This is a genomic window from Parahaliea mediterranea (genome assembly GCF_017255185.1).
Classification (GTDB): Bacteria; Pseudomonadota; Gammaproteobacteria; order Pseudomonadales; family Halieaceae; genus JAFKCZ01.
This window is the reverse complement of record NZ_JAFKCZ010000004.1, coordinates 114,191-128,170: the sequence shown is the minus strand read 5'-3', so window position 1 is coordinate 128,170 and position 13,980 is coordinate 114,191. Positions and strand designations below refer to the sequence as shown.

Annotated in this window: 12 protein-coding genes; 5 read left to right on the top strand and 7 right to left on the bottom strand. The window is 64.2% G+C overall.

Annotation, left to right across the window (positions count from 1 at the left end; genetic code table 11):
• Window positions 1-19 precede the first annotated feature (19 nt).
• From JYP50_RS05420 to JYP50_RS05410, 3 genes are read right to left on the bottom strand one after another with little or no spacing between them, the layout of a single operon-like run.
• Window positions 20-1,375 (bottom strand): ABC transporter permease, encoded by a 1,356-nt coding sequence (locus tag JYP50_RS05420; RefSeq protein ID WP_206559466.1) that lies wholly within the window; start codon window positions 1,373-1,375, stop codon window positions 20-22.
• Entirely contained in the window at window positions 1,372-2,802 is a 1,431-nt protein-coding gene (locus JYP50_RS05415) for an ABC transporter permease (RefSeq protein ID WP_206559465.1), read from the bottom strand. Before JYP50_RS05415 ends, JYP50_RS05420 begins: the two co-directional genes overlap by 4 nt.
• Entirely contained in the window at window positions 2,799-3,584 is a 786-nt protein-coding gene (locus tag JYP50_RS05410) for an ATP-binding cassette domain-containing protein (RefSeq protein WP_206559464.1), read from the bottom strand. The genes JYP50_RS05415 and JYP50_RS05410 overlap by 4 nt, the downstream gene beginning before the upstream one ends.
• 297 nt (window positions 3,585-3,881) lie before the next feature.
• Here JYP50_RS05410 and JYP50_RS05405 point away from each other — a divergent pair, with 297 nt between their 5' ends.
• Window positions 3,882-6,017 carry a TonB-dependent siderophore receptor gene (locus JYP50_RS05405; RefSeq protein ID WP_206559463.1) on the top strand — a complete coding sequence of 712 codons (2,136 nt, stop codon included), beginning with the start codon at window positions 3,882-3,884 and terminating at the stop codon, window positions 6,015-6,017.
• A 62-nt stretch (window positions 6,018-6,079) separates the two neighbouring features.
• Here the strand turns inward: JYP50_RS05405 and JYP50_RS05400 are convergent, their stop codons facing one another.
• Window positions 6,080-7,375, bottom strand: a complete 1,296-nt coding sequence (locus JYP50_RS05400; RefSeq protein ID WP_206559462.1) for a metal-dependent hydrolase family protein — start codon at window positions 7,373-7,375, stop codon at window positions 6,080-6,082.
• Between the two features lie 130 nt (window positions 7,376-7,505).
• On the opposite strand from JYP50_RS05400, the gene JYP50_RS05395 reads away from it, so the two are divergent.
• The gene (locus JYP50_RS05395; protein WP_206559461.1) at window positions 7,506-7,922 is read left to right on the top strand and encodes a VOC family protein; all 417 of its coding nucleotides are present in this window, start codon (window positions 7,506-7,508) and stop codon (window positions 7,920-7,922) included.
• 107 nt (window positions 7,923-8,029) lie between these two features.
• On the opposite strand, the gene JYP50_RS05390 is transcribed toward JYP50_RS05395, so the two are convergent.
• The gene (locus tag JYP50_RS05390; RefSeq protein ID WP_206559460.1) at window positions 8,030-8,464 is read right to left on the bottom strand and encodes a hotdog fold thioesterase; all 435 of its coding nucleotides are present in this window, start codon (window positions 8,462-8,464) and stop codon (window positions 8,030-8,032) included.
• A 158-nt stretch (window positions 8,465-8,622) separates the two neighbouring features.
• Here JYP50_RS05390 and JYP50_RS05385 point away from each other — a divergent pair, with 158 nt between their 5' ends.
• On the top strand, window positions 8,623-9,411 hold the full coding sequence (locus tag JYP50_RS05385) for a cyclase family protein (protein WP_206559459.1): 789 nt from the start codon (window positions 8,623-8,625) through the stop codon (window positions 9,409-9,411).
• A 274-nt stretch (window positions 9,412-9,685) separates the two neighbouring features.
• Entirely contained in the window at window positions 9,686-10,567 is an 882-nt protein-coding gene (locus JYP50_RS05380) for a hypothetical protein (RefSeq protein WP_206559458.1), read from the top strand.
• On the opposite strand, the gene JYP50_RS05375 is transcribed toward JYP50_RS05380, so the two are convergent.
• Window positions 10,564-10,773: a CPXCG motif-containing cysteine-rich protein gene (locus JYP50_RS05375; protein ID WP_431311289.1), complete on the bottom strand. Its 210-nt coding sequence runs from the start codon at window positions 10,771-10,773 to the stop codon at window positions 10,564-10,566. The genes JYP50_RS05380 and JYP50_RS05375 overlap by 4 nt on opposite strands.
• A gap of 125 nt (window positions 10,774-10,898) precedes the next feature.
• Here JYP50_RS05375 and JYP50_RS05370 point away from each other — a divergent pair, with 125 nt between their 5' ends.
• A complete protein-coding gene (locus JYP50_RS05370) occupies window positions 10,899-11,138 on the top strand; it encodes a hypothetical protein (protein WP_206559457.1) in 240 nt (79 codons plus the stop codon).
• A gap of 63 nt (window positions 11,139-11,201) precedes the next feature.
• Here the strand turns inward: JYP50_RS05370 and acnA are convergent, their stop codons facing one another.
• The gene (gene acnA, locus JYP50_RS05365) at window positions 11,202-13,925 is read right to left on the bottom strand and encodes an aconitate hydratase AcnA (protein WP_206559456.1); all 2,724 of its coding nucleotides are present in this window, start codon (window positions 13,923-13,925) and stop codon (window positions 11,202-11,204) included.
• Window positions 13,926-13,980: the final 55 nt, after the last annotated feature.

The window sequence follows — 13,980 nt, the reverse complement described above, 5'->3', positions numbered from 1 at the left end:
ATGGCGGGGAACCAGGGGTTCAGCGCAAGCCCAGCCGTCCCGCGCACAAAACACCCCAAAGCCCAATACCCCAGCAAAGTCCCAAGGCCAGCAGCGCATGCAGACCCACCGACCCGGAGGGCCCCGGGGATGCTTCATACACTGGCCGGTCAGCAAAATCCCGTGCGCCAATCGGCCGGTCTTCGAACAGGTAGGGATAGTAGAACTGGCGAATTTCCCGGTGAAAGCCTGCAATCCGGTCCTGGTAATCCAGCTGTGCCCTCAGGTCGGTATCGGCAACACGGTGCAACAGCGCCTGTGCGCTCACCCCGGGCAGCAACCAGCCCAGCCGGGCCGTCCACTCCTGGCGTGCCTGCAGGCCCGCCCGATAGGCACTCACCTCGTCCGCCACGCTCTCATCGCCCAGCTGGTGAAAGGCGAGATACCACTTCCAGTGGAAGCCGTCCGGCAAGGGTGCGCTGTGCCGCCATTCGGGGTGGCTGTCGTAGAAACGCCGCATGGTGTCCTCGCGCGGGATTTCCCAGGCACCGTGCACGGCCTGGCGTTGCGCCAGCATCAAGTCCACGCCCTGGTGCACGGGGATGGCGCGGGTCAGGGCGACATTGGCCAGGGTCGGCAGGACCAGGGTCAACAGCACCCAACCCCCCATCAGCGCGGTGGCGTTGGCGACCGTGGGCCAGTTGCGCGCGGCCACCAACAGGGACAGACCGCACCAGAACGCCAGGTAGCTGGCAACAACCGCCAGCACCACGCCCATCGCGGCCATCGACGCTCCCGACAGCAGCATGCCCGCGACCACGGGCACCGCCAGGCAGGCGAACAGCAGCGCGTAACGCAGGGCCACCCGGCGCCGCCACAAGCTGCCGCCATCGGCGATGGACAACAGCAGTCGCAAGCGACCCGATTGACGCTCGCCCGACACCAGGTCATGCAGCAATGCGATGACAAACAGCGGCGCCAGGTAAATCAGCACGAAGGCGAAGTCGAAGCGGCCCGACAGGGCCAGCTCCGGATTGAAGGTCTCGCCCTCATAGAGCTGCGATTGCAGGCCCAGGGCCCGCACACGCAGCACGAAGGGCGCCACGTCACGCAGCCCCAGGGCCAGGAACGCCGCGTCCGAGGGCGCGTCCCAGGTGCCGTAAAAGGTATAGTAGGCGTGACTGCCTGGGTCCCCGGTATCCGCGTAGCGGGCGGCGACCGCGGCGGCATCCTGCTCCTGCAGGGGCCCCACCCGCTCGATCGCCTGGTGCTGGCGCGCCACCTCGTGCAAGCCAATGCCCACCGCGGCGGCGGCCAGGGCAAGCAACAGCAGCAAGGCGCACAGCGACAGGCGCGAGCGCAGGATCAAGCGCAGCTCATGAATCAGCCAGCTCATCGCACTGCCCTCCCCAGACGGCCGCCCAGCAGCCAGGTCAATGACGCCAGGGCCGCCAGCCAGGCCAGCAGCATTGCGCCCGCCGGTGCCGCGCGGCGCAGGGCCTGGTCCACAGGGAAAGGCTGGTAATGAAAATCAGGAAACGCCTGCCAGTGTGCGTGTGAAATACGATTCTCCTTATCCGGGTCGGTATCGTCGGCATAAGTGATTTCCCCTGATTGCAGGCGATTCAACCGCTGCACCAGGTCATAACGGTACTGCTCGCCCTGTTCAAGGAAATGGCGGAAACTGGCCAGATCGGTACCGGCCACGGTCATCGACAGGCGCCGCAGCGCCAGGGTGGGACTCAACCAGCCGTACTGGTCAACTAGATGATTTTGGCGCTCCTGCAAATCGAACACCTCCGCCGCATAGCGATTGAACAACTCGGAGGAGCGCCGCTCGCCCTCCGTGCCAACCAGGCCCTTGAAGTTCACCGGCAGTTCCTCAATGCTCGTCACGCCGTATTGCTCCAGTATCCTGTCGCGGAACTCGGCAAACTTCGGATCATCCGGACGGTGAGCATTGCCGAGGGCCTGGTATTCCCGCTCCACGTGGATCGCGTTCTCGAAGCGCGTGGGCATGGCCACCACCGAGCCAGCCAGGTCGGATACCCCGCGGGGCAGCAGGATCACCAATACGGTCCAGGTCGCGAGCAAGCCCAGCAGGGCGTCACGTCCGCGCCGGAAGACGGTGGAGGCCAGGGTCACCAGCAACGACCACAGCAACAGCCAGGCCGCGTAGGCGCAGGCCAGGACCAGGACCGGCGCCCAGGCGGCCTGGCCACTGGCGGCAAGCCAGAGCAGTGCGAGCAGGGCCGGCAATAACACCAACCCGGCGAAACCCAGTAACGCCAGCAACTTTCCCATGACAACCTGGCCGCTGCCGAGCCCCTGCGACAGCAAAACGCGCAGGGTTCCGGACTCACGCTCGCGGGTGACGCAGTTGTGACCGACAAAGACCAGCAACAGGGGCGCCAGTACCTGCAGGATAAAGGCCGGGGTCAGCTGCCCGAAACGCAGCAACAACGAGGACTGTCGCACATCCCCGAAATTGGCGCCGTTTTGCCGGTGCGCCTCCAGGAACAGGGTATGGCCGGTATAGGCGTCGATGCCCGGGTCAAACGCCGCCAGGGGATTGAGTGGCCGGAACACAAAGTGTCCGAAATGCGCGACCCGGTGTGGGTGCCGGTCCGGCTGGTTGGCGAACTCGTCATTGGCCTGGGACTGGTAGCGGCCGCGCTCGGCGTCCGCCGTGCGCCGGTGCTCCGCGGCATTGAGCGCCGCCACCAGTGTCAGGACGGTGAGCAGCAACAAGCCGAGCATCGCCACCCGGTCCCGGGAGAGGGCCCGCCATTCCTCGCGAGCGATACGCCGAACCGGGCTCATGCCGCCTGCTCCGCGTAGCGACGATGCAGGGCGCGCACATTGAAGCGGTCCTCGCCATCGGCCGCGACCTCCTCAAGCAGTCGCCCGCCGTCCAGGAAACCGATACGATCGGCCACATCGGCGGCGCTGAGCAAGTCGTGGGTCACCATCAATACGGCGATACCCCTGTCGCGCAGCACGTCCAGCAAGCGGTTGAATTCACTGGTGGCCTGCGGGTCCAGCCCCGAAGTGGGTTCGTCCAGCAGCAGCGCCGGCACACTGCGCGCCAGGGCCAGCGCAATCGCCACTTTCTGGCGCATGCCCTTGGAAAAACCGCCGACGCGGCGATCGAAGGCCGATCCCTGTAAACCCGCGGCCGCCAGGGCGCGATCGATCGCTTCGTCGCCCTCGTACTGCCCGGCCAGGTCCAGCAGGTAGGCGACGTTCTCGCGTGCGCTGAGGTGTTCGTACAGCGCCACATTCTCGGGAATATAGGCCAGTCGACGCCTGGCTTGCACCGGTTGCGCGACGGGGTCGAAGCCGTCTACCCGCACCCGGCCGGCAGTGGGCTCGACGAAACCCAGAAACAAGCTGAGTGTCGTGGTTTTACCGGCGCCGTTGCCGCCGAGCAGCGCGTAAATTTCACCCGGCCCAATCCGCAGATCCAGTTGCCGCAAAATGCTTCTCTCTCCATAACCTGCCTCGACCGATGATGCCTCGAGGACGTTGCCGGCGCCCTTGCCCGCCTCGACACCACCATCCACGGCGCTTGCCGTCACGGCATTGCCAGTATCTGCGTTCACTTAGTACTCCTTACTCCAAGAATTCGGCCCCGGGGATGTCCGGTCTGGCTGTCCCCACGACAATCAATCGACGGGCAGCCAGGCCAACAACATTCCATCTGGAAGCCAACCGTTGCCAGACTTAAAAGTTACGTTATATCATAGTTTAATTGCGCGACGCCAAAAGTTCCCGCCGGAGCAGTCGCCCAGGCATTTTTCCTGTCGGCCAAGCCGCCACCCCCCGCCCGACTCACCGCGAAGTGAGCGGGTTTTACCTGTTCTAGTGGGATTGACACTATGAAGAAACTTCGCTGTCCGATGAACCGAATACTCACGGCGCTGCTGGCCTCGACCTGCGCCGCGCAAACGCTCGCCCAGGCAAGTCTTGAGTCCACCGGGAGTGCCTCGGGCCTGGAAACGGTGAACGTCACCGCACCGCTGCTCAACAAGGCCCTGGAGGTCAATGCCGGGGCCTTTGGCGCCAAGGATGCAATGGAGATCCCGATCGCCATCCAGAGCTATACGGCCGAATCCATCGCCGCGTTGTCGGCTCGCACGGTGCAGGACGTTCTCGAATACGACCCCTCGATCACCGGTGCATCCAACGGCGGCGGCTTCGACAATTTCCGCATTCGCGGCTTTGTCATGGATAATTTCAACACCATTCGGCGCGATGGCCTGTCCCTGGCACCACACCACGATATGCCGCTGGAGTTGTTCGAGCGCGTGGATGTGCTGAAAGGGCCCTCGGGCTTCCTGTACGGTTTCAATTCACCCGGCGGCACCGTCAATTACCTGCCCAAACGCCCCACGCGCACACCCTTTGTCAACGTTACGGCGCAGGGCTCCAGCCTAGAGGGCCGCTACACCAGCCTCGACAGCAGCAACTCGGCCTTCGACGGCGCATTTGGCTACCGCGTGAACCTTGGCTATGAGAAAAACGGTAATTTCGATCATACCTACGACATGGAGCGCAAATTCATCGGCCTGGCCACCGACTTCCGGCTGGGTGAACGCGGCCTGCTGCAGCTGAGCGCCGATTATTCATCGAAAACCCACCTCGCGGACCCCCTGCTGCGCGCCGACCAGGGCGACAGGGAAGACCCACTGGATCCCGCAAGCTTTGTACTACCGCCCCGCGTCGACCGCCGCGACGCACTGGCCCCCACATGGTTTCGCCACGAAACCGACGGCCACAACGCGGACGCCAGGTTCGAGTTTGCGCTGAACGACGCCTGGACCTCGGTTAGCCAGGCCAATTATTCCCGGGTCGAGCGCCACGGCGGCTACAATGACCTGTTCTCTATCCAGCCCAACGGCGATGTCGGCTACGCGGACTACTATGTCTCCCGCGGTGAAGTGTTCAGCGTCTGGTCACTGCAAAGCTACCTGGCCGGTACATTCCAGACCGGCAGCATCCTGCACGACACGTTCTTCGGCGCCAGCTACAAACGCTTCAAGGACAAAAGCCCCTACTGGGACTTTGTGGAAAGCGGCGGCGAGCTGACCCCCGCCGACGTATCGGTGGGCAATATTCTCGATCCGGTGGATCCACCGCGCTGGCACTGGGGGCCGGAAAACGCCGTGGACTACAAAGCGACCATCACGGAGCGCTCACTCTTTGCCAGTGACCTGCTTTCGCTCAACGATCACGTCCAGCTACTACTGGGCGGGCGGTACATCCAGTATCGCGCCCGGGAACTGTCGGCCCAGGCCCCGCCGCAGGATGACAATGTGTTCGTACCCACTGGCGCGCTGATCTACCGGCCCGGCGACGCGGTGATGACCTACCTCAGCTACACCCGCGGGTTCGAAAAGGGCGAGTACGCGCCCTTTTTTACCAACAACCCCAATCAACCCACTGACGCCATCGAGTCGGAGCAGTACGAGATCGGGCTGAAGGCGAGCATCGATCGCCGGCTGAGCCTCGGCATTGCCGCGTTCAACATCGACCGTGACGCCAACTATGTCAATCTGGACAACGACTTTGTCGGCGGCGGAACCTATCGCCATCGCGGTGTTGAGCTGAGTGCGGTGGGAGAGGTAACCGCCGGCCTGAAGCTGCACGGCAACCTGGCCTATCTCGACACACAACTGACCGGCGTCGCGGACCCGACGGTTATCGACAAACGCAGCGAGGGGGTGCCGCGCTGGAAGGGCACGCTGGGTGCGCGCTACGACCTGGCGGCGGTACCGGGCCTGTCCCTGGACAGCACCCTAAGCTATGTGGGCAACCGCGCGGTGGATGCGCAGAACACCGGCTTTATCCCGTCCTACACGCTTTGGGATGCCGGTATCAGCTATGACACCACCCTGGGCGGCACCCCAACCACCTTCCGCTTGCACGGCAGGAACCTGGGCAATAAATACTACTACGCCAGCGCGCAATACCAGGGTGGACTGATGGTGGGACGCGAGCGCGAAATCTTCCTGTCGGCGAACATCCGCTTCTGATCCGCCACGCGCCGTCGGGCGGGCGGCGCGGGCCCGCACGACGGTGTACGGCAACGGGACTGTTACCGGGCCGGCCCGTCGTGGCGCACCACCTGGCCGTCCTTCATCACAAATACCACCCGCTCGGTGGCCGTGATGTCCTCCAGCGGATTGCCCTCCACGGCGATAATGTCGGCCAGGTAGCCCTCGCGGATCGCGCCGAGATCCTCGCGTTTCATCAGGCCCGCGGCATTCACCGTGGCCGCCTGCAGGGCCTGGGCCTCGGTCATGCCGAAGCGCACCATGCGGGAAAACTGCTTGGCATTATCGCCGTGGGGGTAGATCGCAGCGTCACTGCCAAACACCATTTTCACCCCGGCCTTCACCGCGGCGCCAAAGCCGTCGCGCTGGATTTGCGCGATGGCGGCGTCCTTGGCCAGGTTCTCCTCGGGCACGCCCTGCTCGCGCCCCTTGGCCTGGGTGTATTCCGTGTTGTAGATATCCATGGAAAAGTAGGTGCCGTGCTTTTTGGCCAGCTTGATCGCCTCGTCGTCGAGGATGCTGGCGTGCTCGATACTGTCGACACCGGCGCGAATGGCGGTCTTGATACCCTCGGTACCGTGGGCGTGGGCGGCAACCACCAGGCCCCGGTGATGGGCCTCGTCGGCGATGACCTGCATCTCCTCGAAGGTGTACTGGATGGCCCCGACCTGGGTGCCTCGGGAGAATACGCCGCCGGTAGCGCAGAACTTGATGGTGTTGGCGCCGTACTTGATGTTCTCGCGGATGCGCTCGCGAATAGCCCAGGGACCATCAGCCACGCCCGCGGAGCGAAAATCCATCTCCGGGGGATAGAAATTGTTATCGCAGTGGCCGCCGGTCACTCCCAGCGAGGGGCCCGAGGCCCAAATCCTCGGTCCGTCGATCTCCCCGGCCTCGATAGCATCGCGTACCGCGACCACCGAGTAAGCCGACGCCCCCAGGTTGCGCACCGAAGTGAATCCAGCCATCAGCGTGGTATTGGCATTGCGTACAGCATTTACCGTCTGTCGCGGCACCGACTGGAACATGCCTTCCAGAAAGGGCACGCCCTTGGCCGCCGACGACAGGTGCACGTGCATGTCCATCAATCCCGGCAGCAAGGTGCGTTCGCCGAGGTCGATATGCCGGGCCGATGCCGGCACCTCCAGTTCTCCCTGGCGACCCACCGCCACGATCCGCTGGTCCGACACCACTACCGCCGGGCGCTTGAGCAGCTTGCCGGAGACCGTGTCCACCATGGCCGCGGCGGTGATGTAGAGTTCTTCCGCGCGGGCGGCGCTTATCGCCACATGGAAAAGCAGCAGTACGGAAATCAGCTGTTTGATACCTATCTTCATGAATTGTCCTTTTTCCAGGGAACAGCAATTGCAAGGTGCGCCGGGGCGACATGTCGATTCGCCGGCATCATATCACCGGCCCCGGGCTTGCTGTATCTTGGGGACATTCCTTGTACGGGACGATACAACCATGAAGCCAAGAATCAGCATGATCACACTGGGCGTCCGCGACCTGCCCGCGGCGGTGGAATTCTACGAGAAGGGGCTGGGATTTCCGCGCATGGAGTCGCCGCCCACAGTGGCTTTCTTTACCCTGAACGGCACCTGGCTCGGACTGTACGGCCGCGAGGCACTGGCCGAGGACGCCCAGGTCAGCGCCGCGGGGGAAGGCTTCGCGGGCTTTGCCCTGGCCCACAACGTCCATTCCGAGGCGGAGGTGGACGCGGTCATGGCGCAGGCCGTCGCGGCGGGCGCCACCGAAGTCAAGCAACCACAGAAGGTGTTTTGGGGCGGCTACAGCAGTTACTTCAAGGACCTCGACGGCCATCTATGGGAAGTGGCGCACAATCCCTTTGCCTGGGTTGGCCCAGAGGACGCGCCCGGCTAATATCCCCCGGCTGTACCGGAAAACGCAACTGTGGGCAGCGGCCTGGATTTCGCCGCCGCCAACCGCGCACGCAAGGAGCTGTAGACCAGCCCGGTGCCGGCGGCGGCTCAGGCGGCGTAAACGCCCCGTTCGCGCCGCACCACTTTGGCTGTCGCAGTGGATCGCGCCGAAACCTTGCCCTCGCCGTTGATCAGCGTGCCTTCCAGGAAGGCCGTGCTGCGCCCCATCTTCACCACCCTGCCACGGGCCTTTACCGGACCTGCCAGGGTAGGCTCAAGAAAGCTCACCTTGATTTCCAGCGACGGCAGTCCCGCGATGTCGTCGGCGGTGACGAAGGCCGCGTGTGACATGGCTGCATCAAGCATCACCGTGACATTGCCCCCCTGCACCACATTCACCGAATGGCAGAACTGCTCCGAGACATCAAAAGCCAGTTCGCAGGTGAGGGCCTCATTGTCGAAATCCAGGACCTTTGTGTTAAGCACCTGCAAGCAGGGCGGCAGCAGGGTATTGATGTGGGCGAGCTTTTCCGCTTTGGTCACGGTATCTCCTTGGCATACAGGGGCTAAGTCATACAACCGGCGCATCATAGCACCGGCTATCATTGGCTCACCAGGCACCGGGTTGGCAAGGCTATACTGAGAGAGCTTTTGCGTAGCCACAACATGTTCATCGCACCGCGACCGGGAGGGTCAACACCATGCGCCGTGTTCTCATCATACTGCCCGCACTTTGGGCGGCCATACTTTCAACCACCACAGCCCGCGCCGGCGACACCTGGGTCGACCTCACCCACACCCTCTCCGCCGAGGCCGTGTTCTGGCCCACCGCCGCCCCCTACGCCCGCACCACGGTCTTCGAGGGCCAGACCGAGGGCGGCTACTATTACTCCGCCTATAGTTTTTCCACCGCGGAACACGGCGGCACCCATATCGACGCCCCGGTGCACTTTGCCGAGGGCCGGCGCTCGGTGGACGAGATTCCCCTCGAGCAACTGATTGGCAACGCGGTGGTCATCGATGTCGGCGCCGCGGTGGCGAAGGACCGGGACTACCGCGTCGGCGTGAACGATTTCGAAGCCTGGGAGGCCCGTCACGGCACTATTCCCGAGGGCAGCATCGTGCTGCTGCGCACCGGATTCGATCAATACTGGCCCGACGCAGCCAAGTACCTGGGCACGGCCCTGCGCGGCGAGGCCGGCGCCGCGGCACTGTCCTTTCCCGGACTCTCGGAGGCCGGGGCCGACTGGCTGGTGACCGAGCGCCGGGTCAAGGCCGTGGGCATAGACACCGCCAGCATCGACTATGGCAAGTCCCGCGACTTTCGCACCCACGTGCGGCTGATGGAAGATAACGTCCCGGCCTTCGAAAACGTGGCCAACCTGGGCGAGCTGCCCGCCACCGGTGCTTTCGTGGTGGCCCTTCCCGCCAAGCTCGCGGGCGGCAGCGGCGGCCCCCTGCGCATCGTCGCGCGCATCGGGACACCCTGACCCCCACGCCACCAGGCGTCGATGCGTTGCGCCGGGGATGAGGCGGCCCTACCTATAACCAACTGTCGAAAAACTTTACACTCCTTATAATCAGCCGACATCAAAAAATAAAAATATCCATGAATAACAAGGTATTGTGACTTGTGGCACAGTATTTGCTTTTTAATTAGCATAAACTAGAAAGTAACAATTCCGGGGCACTACAGGCAGTCACCGCAAGGGCGGCTCACTCCTGTCTCTGCTCCGAAAACCGCAATACTGGAGCACTTGAACCATGCGACTCAATCTGACGTTTCTCACCGGCCTGGCAGCGGCAAGCCTGAGCTTGGGCAGCGCCAATCTGCAAGCGAGCCTGCTGACCGGCGATGGCGCCTGCACCACCGATTCAGTCCACATTACCTCGGTCAGCGAGACCGGCAGTGGCAACAGCATCTTCTCCGGCACCCCCGGCATCGCGGCGACCGCCTGCGCGGGTATGTTTGCCGGCGCCAATGACGACGCCCAGGGCGGCAGCAACCCCGACCCCAACATCGGCCAGCTCGGCGATGGCTTCATGAACGGCCAGGTCATCAAGGGCAGCAGCTTCGATTATTTCAACTTCATTTCACCGGCGGACCTGCAGGACCGGGACGGCGACGGCAACGCGACCGACCCGGGCTGGGTTCACCTCGCCCACGTCGACGGCGAAGGCAACACCGCCTACTCCACCATGGGCGAAGACGGCAATGAACTCTACCTGGGTGACATTCTCAATTTCGCGTTTTGCCTCACGGGACCGGAATGTAGCGGGACCGGCGGCACCTGGAGCCTCGATGTGTCCGAGGACAGCTTCGAGCTGGTCACCGACATCCTGGGCCCCAACGCCTTCGACCACCTGACCTTCGTGTTCAAGGCCGGCTCCAACCTTGCCGTGTACGACTTCGATTTCACGCAACTGGCCAATGGCACCCTCGGCATCAACTTCACCACTGCGTACAGCTTCGAGGGTACGTGGAACACCGGCGATTTCACCAATCACAAGGGCAATGCCCAGGCGATTTCGCACATGTCGGTATGGGCTCGGGACCCCGCGCTCCCCACACGCGACATTCCCCTGCCGTCTTCACTGCTGCTATTGATGGCGGGCGGCCTGATGCTGGTGATGCGCCGCCGCTAACAGCTGCCCGGCGCTTCATCCTCCCGATACGCCCGCACGGCCACCTCGCCGGCGGGCGTTGTTGCAATATGCAGCAGAATGGGAGAACAACACACCTGGCAATCCTCGATATAGGCCTGGCTGGCCAGCGAAGTATCGATCAGCACCGTAATCCGTTCACCGCAGTAAGGACAACTGAAGGCTTGTTCATCCAGGCCTGTGATCACGTCTTGCTCCCGCCGTAAACCAGTCTTCGCGTTCGATCATTTGCGTGCGAACCCGCCCCTTCCCCCGGATTCCGCGCTAGGCTCACCCCAGGCACAGCCCCCAAGCGGCTACCAAGGAGTCGACCATGCAAGGACTGCGTGTCATCCCCCTGCTCACGGCACTGGCGCTGCCGGCCACCGCCCCGGCCGCGGACCCGCCGGAGAAAACCTGCCAGCGCCTGAAGGACGCCATCGAGCGCTACACCGACAAGCGCCGCGCCGGCGGCTCGCCCCAGCAGATGGATAGCTGGAAGCGGGCGCGGCAGGACAAGAAAAACGAGTGGGACCGGCTCAAGTGCCGCCGAATCAGCGCCCGGCTGGAGTAGCCCGGGGCACGTTAGCCCGCGGCACGCCAGCCCGGGACACGCCAACCGACAAGAGCCCGGCCGCTACGCCGCCGCCAGCCGGCGCAGCACGTAGTGCAGGATGCCGCCGTTCTCGTAGTAGGTGAACTCGTTGGGCGTGTCGATGCGAATCCGCGCCTCGAAGGTGGTCTCGCCGCCGTCCTGTTTGGCGACATTCACCTCCACCCATTCCTGCCCGGAGGCGACCGCCGGAATGGAAAAGGTCTCGGTGCCGTCGAGGCCCAGGCTGTCGGCGCTGTCGCCGTCCTTGAACTGCAGCGGCAGGATGCCCATGCCCACCAGGTTGGAGCGGTGGATGCGCTCGTAGCTGCGGGCGATGACGGCGCGAATACCCAACAGGGACGGCCCCTTGGCGGCCCAGTCCCGGGAGGAGCCGGTGCCGTACTCCTTGCCCGCCAGCACCACCAGCGGGATGCCCCGCTCCCGGTAGGCCACCGAGGCATCGAAAATCGACTCCCGGTCGCCATTGAGGAAGTTGGTGGTCCAGCTGCCCTCGGTGCCCGGCGCCAGCTGGTTCTTCAGGCGCACATTGGCGAAGGTGCCGCGCATCATCACCTCGTGGTTACCCCGGCGCGAGCCGTAGGAATTGAAGTCCTTCACCGCCACGCCCTCGGCCTGCAGGTATTGGCCGGCGGGACTGTCGGGGGCGATGGCGCCGGCCGGGGAGATATGGTCGGTGGTGACGCTGTCGCCGACCTTCACCAGGCAGCGGGCGCCGTCGATCCCTGATACCCCCGGCTCGATGTTGGCGATACCCTCGAAGAAGGTGGGCTTGCGCACGTAGGTGGATTCCGGCCAGGGGTAGCGCTCGCTGCCGTCCACCGGGAGCTTGTTCCAGTCCTCGTTGCCGGTGTAGACGTCGGCGTACTTGTCGCGGAACATGGCAGTGTCCAGCGCACCGGTGAGAATGCCCTCGATTTCCTGCGAAGCCGGCCAGATGTCGGCAAAGTACACCGGCTTGCCGGCCTTGTCGTGCCCGATCGGATCCTTGTACAGGTCGATGTCCATGGTCCCCGCAATGGCGTAGGCCACCACCAGCGGCGGCGAGGCCAGGTAGTTGGCGCGCACATCCTGGTGAATGCGGCCCTCGAAGTTGCGGTTGCCCGAGAGCACCGAAGTCACCAGCAGGTTGCCGGCGCGGACGGCATCGGTGATATCGTCCGGCAGGGGGCCGGAATTGCCGATGCAGGTGGTGCAGCCGTATCCCACCAGGTAGAAACCGAGGGCTTCCAGGTCGTCCATCAGGCCGGTCTTTTCCAGGTAGCCGGTCACCACTTTGGAGCCCGGAGCCAGGCTGGTCTTGACCCAGGGCTTGGACACCAGACCCAGCGCCCGCGCCTTGCGCGCCACCAGGCCCGCGGCCACCAGCACCGCCGGGTTGGAGGTATTGGTACAGCTGGTAATGGCGGCGATCACCACCGCGCCGTGCCGCAGCTCGAAGCTGTCCGAACCCCGGTCCACGTGCATGCCCTTCACCGCCTCGCGGTGCTCGTCGAGATGGCCGCCCTCGTCCTCCCAGCCGGATTCCGGCTCGGGCACCATCGCCAACTCCTCGAACTCCTTGAGCACACCGGCGAAACCCGCCTTGGCATCGGTGAGGGGGATGCGGTCCTGGGGCCGCTTGGGGCCAGCCAGCGAGGGCACAACGGTGCCCAGCTCCAGCTCCAGGGTGGCGCTGTAGCGGGCGGTGGGCGAATTGTCGTCGTGCCACAGACCCATGGCCTTCATGTAGTCTTCCACCAGGGCCAGCTGTTTGTCGTCGCGACCGGTGAGCCGCATGTAGTCGATAGTCTGGCTGTCCACCGGGAAAATACCGCAGGTGGCGCCGTACTCCGGCGCCATATTGGCAATGGTGGCGCGGTCGGCCAGTGTCAGGTGCTTGAGGCCCGGGCCGAAAAACTCCACGAACTTGCCCACCACGCCGTGCTCGCGCAGCATCTGGGTCACGGTGAGCACCAGATCGGTAGCGGTGGCGCCTTCGGCCAGTTTGCCTTCCAGGCGGAATCCCACTACCTGGGGAATCAGCATGGTCACCGGCTGGCCAAGCATCGCCGCCTCGGCCTCGATGCCGCCCACACCCCAGCCCAGCACCCCCAGGCCGTTGATCATGGTGGTGTGGGAGTCCGTGCCCACCAGGGTATCCGGGTAAGCCAGCGGCTGGCCGTCCTGCTCGCCCGCAAACACACCGCGGGCCAGGAACTCCAGGTTCACCTGGTGCACAATGCCGGTGCCCGGCGGCACCACGCGAAAATTACTGAAGGCCTCCTGGCCCCAGCGCAGGAACTGGTACCGCTCAAGATTGCGATGCAACTCGATACCGGTGTTCTTCTCAAAGGCGTCCTCGCCGCCGAAGTGGTCCACCATCACCGAATGGTCGATGACCAGTTCCACCGGCGACAGGGGGTTGATCTGCCCGGCCTCGCCGCCCAGCTCCACCATGGCGTCGCGCATGACCGCCAGATCCACGATGGCCGGCACGCCGGTAAAGTCCTGCAACAGCACCCGGGCCGGCACGAAGGCGATTTCCTGCGCCGGCTCGGCGGTCGGATTCCAGTTCACCAGGGCCTCCACGTCGTCGTCGGTGACATAGGGCTCGCCGCCGTGACGCAGCAGGTTTTCCAGCAGCAGCTTCAGGGAATACGGCAGGCTCGCCACGTCCCCCAGGCTACCGAGGTGGTCCATGGGGTAGATCGTGTAGCGTCCACCGGCGGTTTCAAGGGTGTCGGTCTTGCTGTGGCGCGTGGTCATCGCTCTCTCCGCTCTGACAGGGTGAGTGTTTCGAGGGGCGCGGCGGCGCCCACGT